15 protein-coding genes are annotated in these 14,579 nt (G+C 68.3%); 7 read left to right on the forward strand and 8 right to left on the reverse strand.

Annotated elements, in window-relative coordinates; translation table 11 throughout:
* The first annotated feature begins 22 nt into the window (after nucleotides 1–22).
* A complete protein-coding gene (radA, locus tag LA521A_RS06275) occupies nucleotides 23–1,423 on the forward strand; it encodes a DNA repair protein RadA (RefSeq protein WP_281781459.1) in 1,401 nt (466 codons plus the stop codon).
* Nucleotides 1,424–1,433: 10 nt separating this feature from the next.
* Here the strand turns inward: radA and LA521A_RS06280 are convergent, their stop codons facing one another.
* From LA521A_RS06280 to LA521A_RS06315, 8 genes are all read right to left on the reverse strand, one after another.
* A complete protein-coding gene (locus LA521A_RS06280) occupies nucleotides 1,434–1,919 on the reverse strand; it encodes a hypothetical protein (protein WP_281781460.1) in 486 nt (161 codons plus the stop codon).
* A 75-nt stretch (nucleotides 1,920–1,994) separates the two neighbouring features.
* Nucleotides 1,995–2,441 carry a hypothetical protein gene (locus tag LA521A_RS06285; RefSeq protein ID WP_281781461.1) on the reverse strand — a complete coding sequence of 149 codons (447 nt, stop codon included), beginning with the start codon at nucleotides 2,439–2,441 and terminating at the stop codon, nucleotides 1,995–1,997.
* Nucleotides 2,442–2,491: 50 nt separating this feature from the next.
* Nucleotides 2,492–3,343: a formyltetrahydrofolate deformylase gene (gene purU, locus LA521A_RS06290; protein WP_281781462.1), complete on the reverse strand. Its 852-nt coding sequence runs from the start codon at nucleotides 3,341–3,343 to the stop codon at nucleotides 2,492–2,494.
* 257 nt (nucleotides 3,344–3,600) lie between these two features.
* Nucleotides 3,601–5,157, reverse strand: a complete 1,557-nt coding sequence (locus tag LA521A_RS06295; protein ID WP_281782036.1) for a DHA2 family efflux MFS transporter permease subunit — start codon at nucleotides 5,155–5,157, stop codon at nucleotides 3,601–3,603.
* A 205-nt stretch (nucleotides 5,158–5,362) separates the two neighbouring features.
* A complete protein-coding gene (locus LA521A_RS06300) occupies nucleotides 5,363–6,562 on the reverse strand; it encodes an HlyD family secretion protein (protein WP_281781463.1) in 1,200 nt (399 codons plus the stop codon).
* Complete coding sequence (locus LA521A_RS06305; RefSeq protein ID WP_281781464.1) at nucleotides 6,559–8,022, reverse strand: efflux transporter outer membrane subunit; 1,464 nt, start codon at nucleotides 8,020–8,022, stop codon at nucleotides 6,559–6,561. The genes LA521A_RS06300 and LA521A_RS06305 overlap by 4 nt, the downstream gene beginning before the upstream one ends.
* 44 nt (nucleotides 8,023–8,066) lie before the next feature.
* On the reverse strand, nucleotides 8,067–8,525 hold the full coding sequence (locus LA521A_RS06310) for a MarR family winged helix-turn-helix transcriptional regulator (RefSeq protein ID WP_281781465.1): 459 nt from the start codon (nucleotides 8,523–8,525) through the stop codon (nucleotides 8,067–8,069).
* 100 nt (nucleotides 8,526–8,625) lie between these two features.
* Nucleotides 8,626–9,417, reverse strand: coding sequence for a cytochrome C assembly family protein (locus tag LA521A_RS06315; protein ID WP_281781466.1), 792 nt, complete (start codon nucleotides 9,415–9,417; stop codon nucleotides 8,626–8,628).
* A 118-nt stretch (nucleotides 9,418–9,535) separates the two neighbouring features.
* Here LA521A_RS06315 and ffh point away from each other — a divergent pair, with 118 nt between their 5' ends.
* From ffh to LA521A_RS06345, 6 genes are all read left to right on the forward strand, one after another.
* Complete coding sequence (gene ffh, locus LA521A_RS06320) at nucleotides 9,536–10,903, forward strand: signal recognition particle protein (RefSeq protein WP_281781467.1); 1,368 nt, start codon at nucleotides 9,536–9,538, stop codon at nucleotides 10,901–10,903.
* A 265-nt stretch (nucleotides 10,904–11,168) separates the two neighbouring features.
* Nucleotides 11,169–11,426: a 30S ribosomal protein S16 gene (gene rpsP / locus LA521A_RS06325; protein ID WP_115840765.1), complete on the forward strand. Its 258-nt coding sequence runs from the start codon at nucleotides 11,169–11,171 to the stop codon at nucleotides 11,424–11,426.
* Nucleotides 11,427–11,461: 35 nt separating this feature from the next.
* Nucleotides 11,462–12,001, forward strand: coding sequence for a ribosome maturation factor RimM (rimM, locus tag LA521A_RS06330; RefSeq protein ID WP_281781468.1), 540 nt, complete (start codon nucleotides 11,462–11,464; stop codon nucleotides 11,999–12,001).
* Between the two features lie 126 nt (nucleotides 12,002–12,127).
* On the forward strand, nucleotides 12,128–12,955 hold the full coding sequence (trmD, locus tag LA521A_RS06335) for a tRNA (guanosine(37)-N1)-methyltransferase TrmD (protein ID WP_281781469.1): 828 nt from the start codon (nucleotides 12,128–12,130) through the stop codon (nucleotides 12,953–12,955).
* Between the two features lie 83 nt (nucleotides 12,956–13,038).
* Nucleotides 13,039–13,434 (forward strand): 50S ribosomal protein L19, encoded by a 396-nt coding sequence (rplS, locus tag LA521A_RS06340; protein ID WP_281781470.1) that lies wholly within the window; start codon nucleotides 13,039–13,041, stop codon nucleotides 13,432–13,434.
* A 169-nt stretch (nucleotides 13,435–13,603) separates the two neighbouring features.
* Nucleotides 13,604–14,578 (forward strand): Mut7-C RNAse domain-containing protein, encoded by a 975-nt coding sequence (locus tag LA521A_RS06345; protein ID WP_281781471.1) that lies wholly within the window; start codon nucleotides 13,604–13,606, stop codon nucleotides 14,576–14,578.
* The last annotated feature ends 1 nt before the right edge of the window (nucleotide 14,579 follow it).

Raw genomic sequence — 14,579 nt, forward strand, 5'->3', positions numbered from 1 at the left:
CAGTTCCTCGCCGCCCGCCCCCATGTCGAAAGTCGTCAAATCCTCCAAGGCCCGCACCGCCTACGTGTGTTCCGAATGCGGCGCCGACCACAGCAAGTGGCAGGGCCAGTGCGGGGAATGCGGCGGCTGGAACACGCTGGGTGAATTCGTCGTAGAACCCGCCGCCAAGGCGGGCGCCAGCGTTGCCGCCAGCCGTCGCGGCAGTTGGGCCGGCAAGGCCGACGCGCCCGCCGTCACCGCGCTGCGCGACGTGCGGCACACCGAGGAAGACCGCGTCAGCACCGGCATCGGCGAATTCGATCGCGTGCTCGGTGGCGGTCTGGTGCACGGTTCGGTCGTGCTGGTCGGCGGCGATCCGGGCATCGGCAAATCCACGCTGCTGCTGCAGGCAATCAGCAAGATGGCCGGCACCCTGCCGGGCCTGTACGTGACGGGCGAAGAATCGCTCGCGCAGGTCGCCGGTCGTGCCTCGCGCCTGGGCGTGCCGGTCGACGGCGTGCATGCGCTGGCCGAAACCGGGGTCGAGCGCGTGCTCGAGCATGCCGCGAGAATGCGACCCGGCCTGATCGTCGCCGACTCCGTGCAGACGCTGTGGACGGAAGAGCTGAGCGCGGCGCCCGGTTCGGTCAGCCAGGTGCGCGAGAGCGCGGCGCGCCTGGTGCGTTACGCGAAGGAAACCGGCACCGCGGTGTTCCTCGTCGGCCACGTGACCAAGGAGGGCGGCATCGCCGGTCCGCGCGTGCTCGAACACATGGTCGACGCCGTGCTGTATTTCGAAGGCGAAAGCGGCAGCCGCTTCCGCGTGCTGCGTGCGTTCAAGAACCGCTTCGGCGCGGTGAACGAACTGGGCGTGTTCGCGATGGGCGAGAAGGGCCTGCGCGAAGTGCCCAATCCCTCGGCGATCTTCCTTTCCGGCAGCGAACGCCCGCAACCGGGCAGCTGCGTGATGGTGACGCGCGAAGGCACGCGTCCGCTGCTGGTCGAAGTGCAGGCGCTGGTCGATGCATCGCCGCTGTCGAACCCCCGCCGCGTCGCGGTGGGCATGGAAGGCAATCGCCTCGCGATGCTGCTCGCCGTGCTGCATCGCCACGGCGGCATCGGCGTGGGCGACCAGGACGTGTTCGTGAATGTCGTCGGCGGTATCCGCGTGCAGGAAACCGCGGCCGACCTCCCGGTGCTGCTCGCCGTGCTGTCGTCGCTGCGCGATCGGCCGTTGGCCGAGCAGACCGTTGCGTTCGGCGAAGTCGGTCTCTCGGGCGAGATCCGCCCGGTGCCGAACGGCGAGGAGCGCCTGAAGGAAGCCGCCACGCACGGCTTCAAGCGCGCGATCGTGCCGAAGTCCAACGCGCCGCGCAGCGGACGCATCGGCGAGATGGAAGTGATCGCGGTGGAACGTCTGGCGGACGCCCTCGAAAGGGCGTGAGGCAGCTCGGTTACGGCTCGCCGTGGTCGGGTGCGACGACGGAGCGGCGGTGGCGTCGCAGCACGGCTTCATCGCCCGTGCCGAATGCGGCGAAGCCGCCCTCCACGCCGAGTGAAAACGACGCGCCGGCGAGGAACGCCAGCAGAAGGCTAGAGCCCGACGCAACGATGAGCGCCAGCCCGGTGCAGACGAGGCAGACGAACTGCAGCAGGAGGCGCGCGTTCAGGCCCGCCCTGTCCCAGTCGCGCCGGCGTGCGTAACCCCCGTGACCGGCACCGTGCCGGGCGAGTCCGCGGGCGAGATCACGGTTGATCCAGCGGGGGCCGTGGAGGCGCTGCGTCCCCGGCAGGCTGGCGAACCAGAGCAGGACGGCGCCGGACAGATACAGCGCCACGGGTGCCCACATCGCGCCGTTCTTCGCGAAAACAACGCTGATCGCCGTAAGCGCGAGAACGTGCAGGCTGGCGATGAGCCTGCCCGAGAATCGATGTCGCATTCGTCCTGCCCCCCGTCGCGTACTGCGACGGTGCGATGGTAGGGCGGTGCCGCGTCCGATGCACCATGCGCGCGGTCAGGCCTCGATCGCCTCCCCGAACGCCAGCATCTGCGCGCGGACATCGTCCGTCAGCGCGGCGCGCATGCGGGCTTCATCGATGCAGCGCACGGCCCACCGCGGCGTCATGCCCGAGGTTCGCGCATCGAAGGTGCAGATCGCCAGGAAATAGCTCGGCCCCGGGCCCGCCGCGTACCAGAGCGAATCCCAGTGCGCCGGCCCGGCGCGCGTGCGGTTGTCCGGATCGTGCCCGTCGAGCTGGTAGGCGATCTTGACCACGGTCAGCGCGTCGCCCATGACCGGGCCGACCGGTGTGGGGAAGCACAACGCGTCGAATGCCGCCTGCAATCGCATGGCGTCGCGCTGCACGACGAGGCGATGCCAGAGCACGATCCAGCCGACGAGGACCGTCGACACCACGACGGTTCCCAGCCAGATCACGATGATCCATCGCGCGGCGCCCATGGCCGCACCTTACGCCGCGCGTGTGTGCGCGCGGCGAATGCGTATTCAGTTCACACCGCGAACACCACGGTGCGATGGCCGTTGAGCAGGATGCGGTCGTCGAGCCAGTAGCGCAGCGCCTGTGCGAGCACGCGTCGTTCGATGTCGCGGCCGATGCGGATGAGGTCGTCTGGCGTGTCGTGGTGGCTCACGCGCTGCGTGTCCTGCTCGATGATCGGGCCTTCATCCAGATCGGCCGTGACGAAGTGCGCCGTCGCGCCGATCAGCTTGACGCCGCGCGCGTGCGCCTGGTGATACGGCCGCGCGCCCTTGAATCCCGGCAGGAACGAATGATGGATGTTGATGCAGCGTCCGGCGAGCGTGCGCGCGAGTTCCGCCGACAGCACCTGCATGTATCGCGCGAGGACGACGAGCTCCGTGCCCGTGTCTTCGATCAGTCCGGCGAGCTGCACTTCCTGTTCGTGCCGGCGCGTCTTTTCGACGGGCAGGTAGTGGAACGGGATGCCGTCGAAATCCAGGTGCCGGTAGGTTTCGCGCGGATGATTCGCGACGACCGCAGTGATCGCCATAGGCAGTTCGCCGATGCGCCACCGGTACAGCACGTCGGCAAGGCAGTGGTCGAACTTCGACGCGAGCAGCATCACGCGTCGCGGCACGCTGCGGTCGCGCAACGACCAGTCCATCCCGAACGCCCGCGCCAGTGCGTCGAAGCCTTCGCGCGCCTGCGGGAGGGATTCGGGCGCGAGCGCGAACACGGTGCGCATGAAGAAACGATCGGTCTCGCGGTCGTTGTACTGCTGGGCTTCGAGGATATTGCCCTCGAAACGCAACAGATGGCCGGTGACCGCGTTGACGATGCCCGGGCGATCCGGGCAGGAGAGCGTGAGGACGTAGTGGGGCATCGGGGTGGGGTAGGGTCCGATGACGGTTACAACGGGGGAAGTCTGCGTGGGCGGCCTCTTGCCGGAGGCGCTTGTGCGTTGGCGAGCTGTGAACGTCTTGGGGTTCACAAGTCCCGTCCTTCGGCTGCAACAGCGATCGCTGCGCTCTTGTAGCCCGGGTAAGCGCAGCGCACCCGGGGCGCATCCACTTCTCCGAACCCGGGTGCGCTTCGCTTACCCGGGCTAGGACGGCTACGACGCCTACAAGCGCGCCAGCCTCAATGCCCGCCCGCCGCCGCGCCGCCGACCTTCGCCGAGAACGGGGGCTTGGCAAACCAGACGAACGCGATCACCACCAGGAACAGGATGCCCAGCAGGTGGAAGATCTCGTTGAAGCCGATCTGCACCGCCTGCTGCGAGATCATCTGGTTCATCACCACCGCGCCGCGCTGCAGGTCGCCCTGGCCAAGCGAGGTCACCGTCTGCTGGATCGCCGGGTCGTAGGCGCCGATGTTCTCGGTCAGCCGCGCATGATGGATCGTGCTGCGCTGGTTCCAGGCCCACGTCGTCAACGACGCCGCGAAGCTGCCGCCGAGCGTTCGCACGAAGGTCGCCAGGCCCGAGCCCGCGGCGATCTCATGCGGCTCCAGGTCCGACAGCAATATCGTCAGCACCGGCATGAAGAACAGCGCGACGCCCAGGCCCTGCCATAGCTGCACCTCGGCCACGCGCGCGAAGTCGACATCGAGGTTGAAGCCGGATCGATAGAAGCTCGTGCCGGCCATCACGATGAACGCGAATGTCGCCAGCATGCGCAGGTCGAACTTCGATGCGTATTTGCCCACCAGCGGTGTCAGCAGCACGGGCAGGATGCCGATCGGCGCACTGGCGAAACCCGCCCAGATCGGCGTGTAGCCCAGGTTGCGCTGCAACCACAGCGGCACTAGCAGGCCGACGCTGAAGAAGGCCGAGTACGCCATCACCATCGCCGCCGTGCCGCTGGCGAAATTGCGATGGCGGAACAGGCGCAGGTTGACGATGGGATCCTTCTCGGTGAGTTCCCAGATCACGAACACCGCCAGCGCGATCACCGCGACGATCGTCAGCCACACGATCTTGGTCGAGTTGAACCAGTCCTCGTCGTTGCCCAGGTCGAGCATGATCTGCAGCGCGCCCACGCCAAGCACCAGCGTCGCCAGGCCGATGTAATCCATCTTCGGCTTTTCCAGGCGTTCCGGGCGTTCCTTCAGCTGCCGGCCGACCACGATGCTGGAGAAGATGCCGATGGGAATGTTGATGAAGAAAATCCATTCCCAGCTGTAGTTGTCGGTGATCCAGCCGCCGAGGATCGGGCCGGCGATTGGCGCCACGACCGTCACCATCGCCAGCAGCGCGATCGCCTGTCCGCGTTTGTGCGGTGGATAGATCGAGATCAGCAACGCCTGGGTGACCGGATACATCGGGCCGGCGACGAAACCCTGTAGCGCGCGCGCAGCGACCAGCAGGCCCATCGAGTTGGCCAGGCCGCACAGCAGCGAGGCGATCACGAACGCGAGCGTCGCCCACGTGAACAGCTTGCGCTCGCCGAAGCGGCGCGTGAGGAAGCCCGTGAGCGGCAGCGCGATCGCGTTGCTCACGGCGAAGGACGTGATGACCCACGTCGCCTGGTTCGCGCTCGCGCCGAGATTGCCGGAGATGGTCGGCAGCGAGACGTTGGCGATGGTGGTGTCGAGCACCTGCATGAACGACGCCAGCGCGAGGCCGACGGTCGTCAACGCGAGGTTGGGCGGACGGAAGCCGGCCTTGGGCGGTTCCGGCGTGACCGGCAGGCCCATTTCCTCTTCCTGTTGCGCGATGGTGGACATGGCGTCGTCTGGAGGTGTGCGACGCGCCGGTTGCGGCGCGTCGTGGGAGAAGGGCCGTCATTCCCGCGATGGCGGGAATCCTGCGACGTTCGGGGGAGGGATCGGTCGGCAGGCCCCCGCGTTCGCGGGGATGACGGCAAAGACGTGGAGCGTTGCGCGGAGCACCGCGCGCGGATCAACCGTGGCGCGTGCCCGGCAGGTTCTCGCGGATGACCTTGTCGATCAGCGCGTTCGCATCGTTGAGCTGCTTTTCGTACGCGGCGGTGGTCAGCAGCGGCTTGTCGTCCTTGCGCGGCGCGGCGAGCACCGGGCCGGCCTGGTCGCGCACGGTGACGTCCACCGCCATGCTCAGGCCAAGACGCAGCGGATGCTCGGCCAGCTGCTTGGGCTCGACCTCGATGCGCACCGGGACGCGCTGCACGATCTTGATCCAGTTGCCGCTGGCGTTCTGCGCCGGCAGCAGCGAAAACGCGCTGCCCGTGCCCATGCCGAGCGCGGCGACCCTGCCGTCGTATTCGACGTCGCCGCCGTACAGGTCGGCGTGCACCTTCACCGGCTGGCCGATGCGCATCTTCGCCAGCTGCGTTTCCTTGAAGTTCGCCTCGATCCACAGCTGTTCCAGCGGAACGATCGTCATCAGGTTGACGCCCGGCTGCACGCGCTGGCCCAGCTGCACCTGGCGCTTGGCGACGTAGCCCGACACCGGCGCGACGATCGCGGTGCGCTGCAGGTTCAGATACGCCTGGCGCAGCTGCGATGCGGCAGCCGCGACCTGCGGCTGCGTGCCGACGTCGGTGGCGTCGACCAGCGCGCGGTTGCGCGAGAGATTGCCGCTCGACGCGCGCAGGCCGGCTTCGAGCACGGCGAGTTCGTTGCGCGCGTGCGCGAGTTCTTCGGCCGACACCGCGCCGTTGCCGACGAGGCCTTCGCGACGCTTCAGGTCGGCGCGCGCACGGGCGACCTGCGCCTCGCGCGCGGCGAGATCGGCGGCGCCGGCGTCGACCGCGCTGTACAGGCCGCGCACCTGGCGCACGGTGTTGGCGAGGTTCGCGACGGCCTGGTCGTAGGCGACCTGCGCATCGTTCGGATCCAGGTGCACCAGCGGCTGGCCGGCTTCGACCTTCATGCCGTCGTCGGCGTCGATGCTCACCACCGTGCCCTGCGTCTGCGGGACGATGCTGACGACGTTGCCCTGCACGTAGGCGTCGTCGGTGTCTTCGTGGAAACGCGAGACGAGCAGGTACCACGCCGTCCAGCCGATGCCGGCCAAGACCGCGACGGCGCCGAGCGTCATCAGCGCCTTCTTGCGCTTGCCGTTGGATTGCGGTGCCGCCGCAGCCTTCGCGTTGGCGTTCGGATTGGGTTCGGTGGTCATGGCGTGGAGACCTTGGCGATGTCGGATTCAGGGGAAGTCAGGACCAGGCCGCCGCCGAGGGCGCGGTCCAGGTCGATGGAAGCGGCCAGTCGCTGCGCGCGCAGCACGGTCAGCTGGCGATCGCTGTCGAGCAGCGGACGCTGCGCGGCGAGCACGTCGAGCTGCGTGCCCAGGCCCGCCTTGTAGCGCTGCGTCGCGATGTCCCACGCGCTGCGCGCGGCATCGCGCGCCTGCGTCGCCGAGGCGATCTGCGCGTCGAGCGAGCGCGCGGCGTGCACGGCGTCGGCGACTTCGCGCAGCGACGTCACCAGCGACTGGTTGTAGTTGGCCACCGCGAGGTCGTAGGTCGCGTCGCTGCTGGCGAGGTTGTTGCGCAGGCGGCCGCCGTCGAAGATCGGCAGGCTGATCGCCGGGCCGCCCTGCAGCAGCAGTGCATCGCTGCCGAACAGGTCGCCGAGGTTGCCGGCGGCAAGGCCGGCCATCGCGCTGAGGTTGATCGTCGGATAGAAAGCGGCCTTGCTCGCCTTGATGCCCTGCTGCGCGGCTTCCACGCGCCAGCGCGCGGCGACCACGTCGGGGCGATGGCCCAGCAGTTCGCTCGGCAGCACCGACGGCAGCGTCGGCGTCGCGGCCTGCAGGATCGTCGGACGCGCGATGTCGCGACCGCGGTCCGGGCCCTTGCCCAGCAGCGCCGCGAGGGCGTTGCGCGTGATTTCGATCTCGTGCTCGCTGGCCTGGATCTGCTGCTGCGCGCTCGCCACCGCGCTTTCGGCATTGCGGATCTGCAGCTGGTTGTCGAGGCCCGCGGCGACGCGCTGGCGGCCGAGCTGGAGCAGGCCGCTGGCGCGTTCGAAATCCGCCTTCGCGACGTCGTTCGCATCGAACGCCTGCGCAAGCGCGACGTAGGCCCGGGCGATGCTGGAGGACAGCGTGAGGCGCGCGGCCTGCGCGTCGACTTCCGCCGCGCGCGCCTGGCCGAGTGCCGCCTGCCAGCGGGCGCGTTCGCCGCCCCACAGGTCGAAGGTGTACTTGAAGTTCAGGCTGAGCAGGCCGACGCCCTGATACGAGCCGCCGAGCGGTTCGGGCGCGACGGTCTGCGGCAACTGGATGCCCGAGTACTGGGCGCTGGCGCCGAGCGTCGGCTTGCGTGCGGCATCGGCGAGGCCCGCCTGCGCGACGGCCTGGCGCACGCGCGCATCGGCGGCGGCGAGGTTCGGCGTGCCCTGCAGCGCTTCACCCACCAGGGCGTTGAGCTGCGCGTCGCCGAGCGTCGTCCACCAGTCCTGCGTCGGGAACGCGGCGTCGGAGACGACGGCGCCGGACAGCGAGCGCTGCGCCTGCAGGCTGTCGGCTTCCAGCGGACGGCCTTCGGGCGCGAGGCCGCGCGAACTCGCGCAGCCGGCCAACACGAGCGCGCTCGCCAGCGCAACCGCCAGGGTGCGGGTGGCCTGCGAAGACACGGGCTTCAGCCCGCGGAGCGGGCGAGGGAAGGAATGGGCCATGGTCAGGTGTCGGAAAGGGAAAGGTTGTCGCGGACCTGCTCGAGCATCCGGGTGAGCTGCTCGCGCTCGGCGTCGCTCATGCCCTGCATCGCCCGCTCGCGTACGCGCTGGCCGCACTGGTTCACGTCCAGCCACATCGCGCGGCCCGCGTCGGTGAGCTGGATGTTCACCGCGCGGCGGTCGGCCGGATCGGCTTCGCGCGCGAGGAGTCCACGCGCTTCGAGCTTGTCGAGCAGGCGGGTCATCGCGCCGGGGTTCAGCTCGGCGGCGCGGGCGAGGTCGGTGACGCCGTGCGGACCGTCGGAGAGCTTCTTCAGCGCGATGTACTGGCTGAAGGTCAGCTCATGGCCGGCAGCGGCCAGTTCGTGCTCCATGCGCGACCACATGGCGTCGCGGACTTGCCGGAAAAGCAGGCCGAGCGTCGAGCCGCTGCACGGAGCGAGGGGGCGGGAAGAGGACATGGGGGCGCATCTTCTTCGCCCGGGCAATATTTGTCAATGCAAATATTGTTGTAGCAAATGAAACGGACTGGCCCAGTGAACGGAACAGCCTGAACGGGACTCAGGAGGGGGGGCGCAGGACGAGTTCGAGGACGAACTTGCTGCCGAAGAAGGCGAGGATCAACAGGACCATCGCGGCCAGCGTCCAGCGCACCGCGACCGCGCCGCGCCAGCCGTAGCGCCAGCGGCCGGCGAGCAGCCCGCCGAACAGCAGCCAGGACAGGACGCTCAGCACCGTCTTGTGGACCAGGTGCTGCGCGAAGAGGTTTTCGACGAACAGCAACCCCGTCAGCAGCGTCGCGGTGAGCAGCGCGAAGCCCACGGCGATGGTGCGGAAGAGCAGGGTTTCCAGTTCCACCAGCGGCGGCAGGGCGCGCAGCCAGCGGTGGAATTCGCGCCGGCGCAGGGCGCGTTCCTGCGCCCAGAGCATCACCGCCAGCAGGGCGGCGATCGCCAGCGTCGCGTACGCCAGCAGCGCGAGCCAGGCATGCAGTTGCAGGCGCCAGTCGAGCTGTTCGCCGAGCACGTGCCCGTGGCGGTGGTAACCGAACAGCGCCAGGGCGGCGATCGGAAACACGATCACCCCCAGCGCCGCCATCCGACCGCTCGCGCCGACCAGCGCCGTCAGCGCGGCCATGCCGAGGCCCACCAGCGACAGCGCGGCATAGAAGTGCATGTCGGCCCCGCCGCTGGCGTGCCACGCCAGCAGGTGCGCGAGCGCGTGCAGCGCCACGCCACCGACCGCCGGCAGCAGCCACAGGCGCGACGGGCGGGTGGGGTCCTGTCGAACGCCGCCGATGAGCAGGGCGGCGGCGACCAGATACAGGACGATGGCGATGAGAACGATTGTCATCGCGGCAGTGTCGCACAGCGGCGAGACGAACCGCACCGGCGGGATGCGCACCGGGTCGCAGTGCGCGAAAGGCTATACTTCGCGGCCCAGTTTTCTGCTTCCGCCAGGTCGCGCCCGCATGTTCGAATCCCTGACCCAGCGTCTTTCCGGCACCATCGAGCGCCTGCGCGGCCGCGGCCGCCTGACCGAGGAAAACATCCGCGAGTCGTTGCGCGAAGTGCGCATCGCCCTGCTGGAAGCCGACGTCGCGCTGCCGGTCGTGCAGGCGCTCATCGAACGCATCAAGGTCCGCGCGGTCGGCCAGGAAGTGCTCAAGTCGCTCACGCCGGGCCAGGCGCTGATCAAGGTCGTGCGCGACGAAATGACGGCCGTCATGGGTTCGCAGGCGTCCGACCTGAACCTCAACGTGCCCGCCCCGGCGGTCATCCTGATGGCCGGCCTGCAGGGCGCGGGCAAGACGACCACCGTCGGCAAGCTCGCCAAGCACCTGAAGGAAAAGCGCAAGAAGAAGGTCATGGTGGTGTCCGCCGACGTCTACCGTCCGGCGGCGATCGAACAGCTCAAGACGCTCGCCCAGCAGGTCGACGTGATCTTCTTCCCGTCGAGCGCGGACCAGAAGCCCGAAGCCATCGTCCGTGCCGCCATCGACGACGCGAAGAAGTCCTTCGTCGACGTGCTGCTGGTCGACACCGCCGGCCGCACCAGCATCGACGACGCGATGATGGCGGAGATCAAGGCGTTGCATTCAGCGGTCAATCCGGCCGAAACGCTGTTCGTCGTGGACTCGATGACCGGCCAGGACGCCGCAGTGACGGCCAAGCATTTCGGCGAGGCGCTGCCGTTGACCGGCGTGGTGCTCACCAAGACCGACGGCGACGCGCGCGGCGGCGCGGCGCTCTCGGTGCGTTACATCACGCAGCGCCCGATCAAGTTCATCGGCGTGGGCGAGAAGCCCGACGGTCTGGACGTCTTCCATCCCGACCGCATCGCCAGCCGCATCCTCGACATGGGCGACGTGCTGTCGCTGGTGGAGCAGGTCGAATCGCAGGTCGACAAGGACAAGGCGCAGAAGCTCGCCGAGAAGGTCGCCAAGGGCAAGAAGTTCGACCTGAACGACATGAAGGACCAGCTCGAGCAGATGCAGAACATGGGCGGCATCCACGGCTTGATGGACAAGCTGCCGGGCATGGGCCAGATCCCCGACTCGGTGAAGAACCAGGTCACCGGCAAGGAAGTGCCGCGCATGGTCGCGATCATCAATTCGATGACCAAGAAGGAGCGCCGCAACCCGGGCCTGCTGAACGGCTCGCGCCGTGCGCGCATCGCCAAGGGCGCCGGCCTCACCCCGGCCGACGTCAACAAGCTGATGAAGCAGTACCAGCAGATGGAAAAGATGATGTCCAAGCTGGCCGGCGGCGGCATGAAGGGCCTGATGCGCGGCATGAAGGGCATGATGGGGGCTCGCGGGGGCATGCCGTTCCGCTGATTTTCCGGCTTCGCCGGAAATCCCTCGGGTCGCGCAGCAAGCCTAGGGCCCCGCGGCGCGCTTTCATACCCATTCGTGCCTCGGGCACGAGTCGCCCCTAACCAGGGGCTGGAAACGGCGTTGTCGCCAAAGTTCGGGCCAAGTCTGCTGGTTCTGAGGCCCTGAACGGGCTGGAGGCCGGGGTTTCCCGAGTCCGATCAACCCTTTATACTTGCCGGCTTACCCTGCCATTCCGGCAGCTGGGCAACACAGGAACTACCGAACCATGGTCAAGATTCGTCTCGCTCGCGGCGGCGCCAAGAAGCGTCCCTTCTACCACGTCATCGTCACCGACAGCCGCAACGCCCGTGACGGCCGCAACATCGAGCGCGTGGGCTTCTACAACCCGGTCGCCCAGGGCGCCGAGAAGCGCGTCGAGCTCAACGTCGAGCGCGTGCAGCACTGGATCAAGAATGGCGCGCAGCTGACCGACAAGGTCGCCGTGCTCTACAAGGAAGCGGCGAAGGCCGCGACCGCCGCCTGATCCGCGGGCCGCGCCCCGCGCGCGGCCAGATCGATATGACGGGCGCCTCCTCGGAGCGCACCGGATCCCAAGAGCGCCGGATCCTGTTAGGCAGGATTGCCGGCGCTTTTGGCATCAGGGGCGAAGCAAAACTGGAATCCTGGACGGAACCGCGCGACGCGATCTTCCGCTACCAGCCCTGGATCCTGCGCGATGCGCAGGGCAACGAGACGGAACTGCGCGGCGTGCGCGGAAAGCAGAGCGGCAAGTACACCGTCGCCACGTTTCCGCACATCACCGACCGCGACGCCATCGAGGCCATGCGTGGCACGGAGATCTACGTCCCGCGTTCGGCGCTCCCGCCCCCGAGCGAGGGCGAGTACTACTGGGTCGACCTGGAAGGCCTGCGCGTGGTGACGGTCGACGGCGTGTCGCTGGGCACCGTTTCGCACCTGTTTTCCACGGGCGCGAACGACGTGCTGGTCGCGCGCGACGAAGAGCGCGAACGCATGATTCCCTTCGTCCAGCCGCAATACGTCACGTCCGTCGATTTCGACGCGGGCGTGGTGACGGTGGACTGGGATCCGGAGTTCTGAAAAGCCGGGAACGGACCATCGGAACAGGCCATTGGGAACAGGCACTCGTTGCGTGATGCCCCGTTCTTCTCGCCGCACCCGTGAGCTTTACGATTCTCCATTCTCCATCGCCAATTCCCCGCAACCATGCGCATCGACATCGTCAGCCTCTTCCCCGATTTCGTCGCGCAATGCGCGGCGTTCGGCGTGGTTGGCCGGGCGGCCGAGCGCGGGCTGCTGTCGGTGCACGGCTTCAATCCGCGCGATTACGCGGAAGGCAATTACCGTCGTGTCGACGACCGTCCCTTCGGCGGCGGCCCCGGCATGGTGATGCTGATCGATCCGCTGCGTGCGAGCCTGCGCGCCGCTCGCGACGCCGATCCGGCGCCGGCGAAGGTCGTCTACATGAGCCCGCAGGGTGCGCCGCTGACCCAGGCGAAGGTGCGCGAATTCGCGACGCACGAGCGCCTGATCCTGCTGTGCGGCCGCTACGAGGGCATCGACGAGCGCCTGATCCGTGCCGAGGTCGACGAGGAAATCTCGATCGGCGATTACGTGCTGTCCGGCGGCGAACTCGCGGCGGCCGTGATAGTGGATGCCGTGGCCCGGCTGCGCGAAGGCGTGCTGGGCGACGCCGAGTCGGCGGTGCAGGACAGCTTCGAGGACGGCCTGCTGGACTGCCCGCACTACACGCGGCCGGTCGAGCACGAACTGGGCAGCGTCCCCGAGGTGCTGATGTCCGGCAACCACGCGGAAATCGCCAAGTGGCGCCGGATGCAGTCGCTCGGCCGGACCTGGGAGCGTCGCCCGGACCTGCTGGACGAGGCCACCCTGTCGAAGGCCGACCGCAAGCTCCTGGACGCCTATCGGGCCGCCCGGGCGACCGCCCAAGCCGGCCAGGCACCCGCGGAAGCAGCCCCGGCACGGGCCGAGGCCCCGCAGCCGCTAGCCATGCCCGGAAAAAACCCGCTATAATCCGCGGCTTCCGTTCGTTCCACCCATGCCAGACGCGGGTCCACGTGCACTCGCGCTACAACGACTCCAACAGGCCAAACGCCATGAACAAGCCCTCCATCCACACGCTCGTCCAGAACTTCGAAGCCGAGCAGATCCAGCGCCAGCTTCCCGACTTCAGCCAGGGCGACACCATCGTCGTCAACGTGAAGGTCAAGGAAGGCAACCGCGAGCGCGTCCAGGCCTATGAAGGCGTGGTCATCGGCATCAAGAACGCCGGCCTGAACTCCTCGTTCACCGTGCGCAAGATCTCGCACGGCTACGGCGTCGAGCGCGTGTTCCAGACCCACAGCGCCACCATCGCCTCGGTCGACGTGAAGCGTCGCGGCAAGGTGCGCGCGGGCAAGCTGTACTACCTGCGTGGTCTGCAGGGCAAGAAGGCGCGCATCAAGGAAGACCTGGCTGCCTACGCCAAGTCGGCCGACAAGTCCGCCGAGTAATTCCGCGCTGCGGGCCTTGCGCCCGTGCGTACCGACGGCCGCCTCCGGGCGGCCGTTGTCGTTTCTGAGCCTCGAATCTGCGTGCAAAGCCGCGCGCGACACCGTCTTCCCGCCGCGCCTACGCGCCTGCGCGTAGCGTTCGCGATGCGATCGCCGTGATCGCGTCGTCATGGGCATCGACGTGGCCAGCCTGCTTCATCGCAGTCCGCAATCGACGTGCGAGTTCCGCTTCTACGAGGAGCTTGGCGATTTCCTGGCGCCCGAACGGCGCAAACGCAGCTTCGTGCACGCCTTCGACGGTACGCCCTCGGTGAAGGATCGCATCGAGTCGCTGGGCGTGCCGCACACCGAGGTCGACCTGATCCTCGTCGATGGCGAGCCCGTGCCGTTCTCGCATCGCCTCACCGGTGGCGAACGCGTCGCCGTCTATCCGATGTTCGAACGCTTCGAACTGGGCGAAGCCAACCACCTGCGCCCGACGCCGCTGCGCGAGCCGCGTTTCGTGCTCGACGTGCACCTGGGGCGGCTTGCCTCGTACCTGCGCCTGCTTGGTTTCGACACGCTGTATCGCAACGACTACGACGACGATGAGCTGCAGGCGATCTCCCGCGACGAGCACCGCATCCTGCTCACGCGCGACACCGGACTGCTGAAGCGCTCGGCGATCACGCATGGGGCGTTCCTCCACCAGACCGATCCCCGCCGGCAGCTGCGCGAAGTGCTCGACCGTTTCCAGCTCGATGCGCGCATCGCGCCGTTCTCGCGCTGCGCGCGCTGCAACGGGAAGGTTCAGTCGCTCGCTGCGATGCCGGACGAACACGATCCGGATCGCGAGCCGCCCAAGGAGCGCGACCCGTCGCCCGGTGAGCCCGGACGTCGTGACCCCGATCCGGGCGAACCGGCGCGCCGCGATCCTGGCCACGCGCCGCTCGAACACGATCCAGACGCACCGCCGGAAATCCGCGACCCCTCGCGTCCAAAACCGGAGAAGCACGGCAGCGCGATGAGCGCCGTTCCTTCCAACGTGCTGGCCGGCCATGCGGATGCGCTCAGCCGATGCCGCGACTGCGGCCAGATCTACTGGCCCGGCAGCCATCTCACGCGATTGCGGCAGCGCCTGGCCGAAGTGGGCGTGGCGATCTGAG

Source organism: Lysobacter auxotrophicus, assembly GCF_027924565.1.
GTDB classification, from domain to species: Bacteria; Pseudomonadota; Gammaproteobacteria; order Xanthomonadales; family Xanthomonadaceae; genus Lysobacter_J; species Lysobacter_J auxotrophicus.

Excerpts from the sequence above, each read along its gene's own strand:
- radA (WP_281781459.1), top strand. The coding sequence starts at position 23 with ATGTCGAAAGTCGTCAAATCCTCCAAGGCCCGCACCGCCTACGTGTGT.
- rpsP (WP_115840765.1), top strand. The coding sequence starts at position 11,169 with ATGGTCAAGATTCGTCTCGCTCGCGGCGGCGCCAAGAAGCGTCCCTTC.
- rplS (WP_281781470.1), top strand. The coding sequence starts at position 13,039 with ATGAACAAGCCCTCCATCCACACGCTCGTCCAGAACTTCGAAGCCGAG.
- rimM (WP_281781468.1), top strand. The coding sequence starts at position 11,462 with ATGACGGGCGCCTCCTCGGAGCGCACCGGATCCCAAGAGCGCCGGATC.
- trmD (WP_281781469.1), top strand. The coding sequence starts at position 12,128 with ATGCGCATCGACATCGTCAGCCTCTTCCCCGATTTCGTCGCGCAATGC.
- LA521A_RS06300 (WP_281781463.1), bottom strand. The coding sequence starts at position 6,562 with ATGACCACCGAACCCAATCCGAACGCCAACGCGAAGGCTGCGGCGGCA.
- ffh (WP_281781467.1), top strand. The coding sequence starts at position 9,536 with ATGTTCGAATCCCTGACCCAGCGTCTTTCCGGCACCATCGAGCGCCTG.
- LA521A_RS06315 (WP_281781466.1), bottom strand. The coding sequence starts at position 9,417 with ATGACAATCGTTCTCATCGCCATCGTCCTGTATCTGGTCGCCGCCGCC.
- LA521A_RS06285 (WP_281781461.1), bottom strand. The coding sequence starts at position 2,441 with ATGGGCGCCGCGCGATGGATCATCGTGATCTGGCTGGGAACCGTCGTG.
- LA521A_RS06310 (WP_281781465.1), bottom strand. The coding sequence starts at position 8,525 with ATGTCCTCTTCCCGCCCCCTCGCTCCGTGCAGCGGCTCGACGCTCGGC.
- purU (WP_281781462.1), bottom strand. The coding sequence starts at position 3,343 with ATGCCCCACTACGTCCTCACGCTCTCCTGCCCGGATCGCCCGGGCATC.
- LA521A_RS06280 (WP_281781460.1), bottom strand. The coding sequence starts at position 1,919 with ATGCGACATCGATTCTCGGGCAGGCTCATCGCCAGCCTGCACGTTCTC.
- LA521A_RS06295 (WP_281782036.1), bottom strand. The coding sequence starts at position 5,157 with ATGGGCCTGCCGGTCACGCCGGAACCGCCCAAGGCCGGCTTCCGTCCG.
- LA521A_RS06345 (WP_281781471.1), top strand. The coding sequence starts at position 13,604 with ATGGGCATCGACGTGGCCAGCCTGCTTCATCGCAGTCCGCAATCGACG.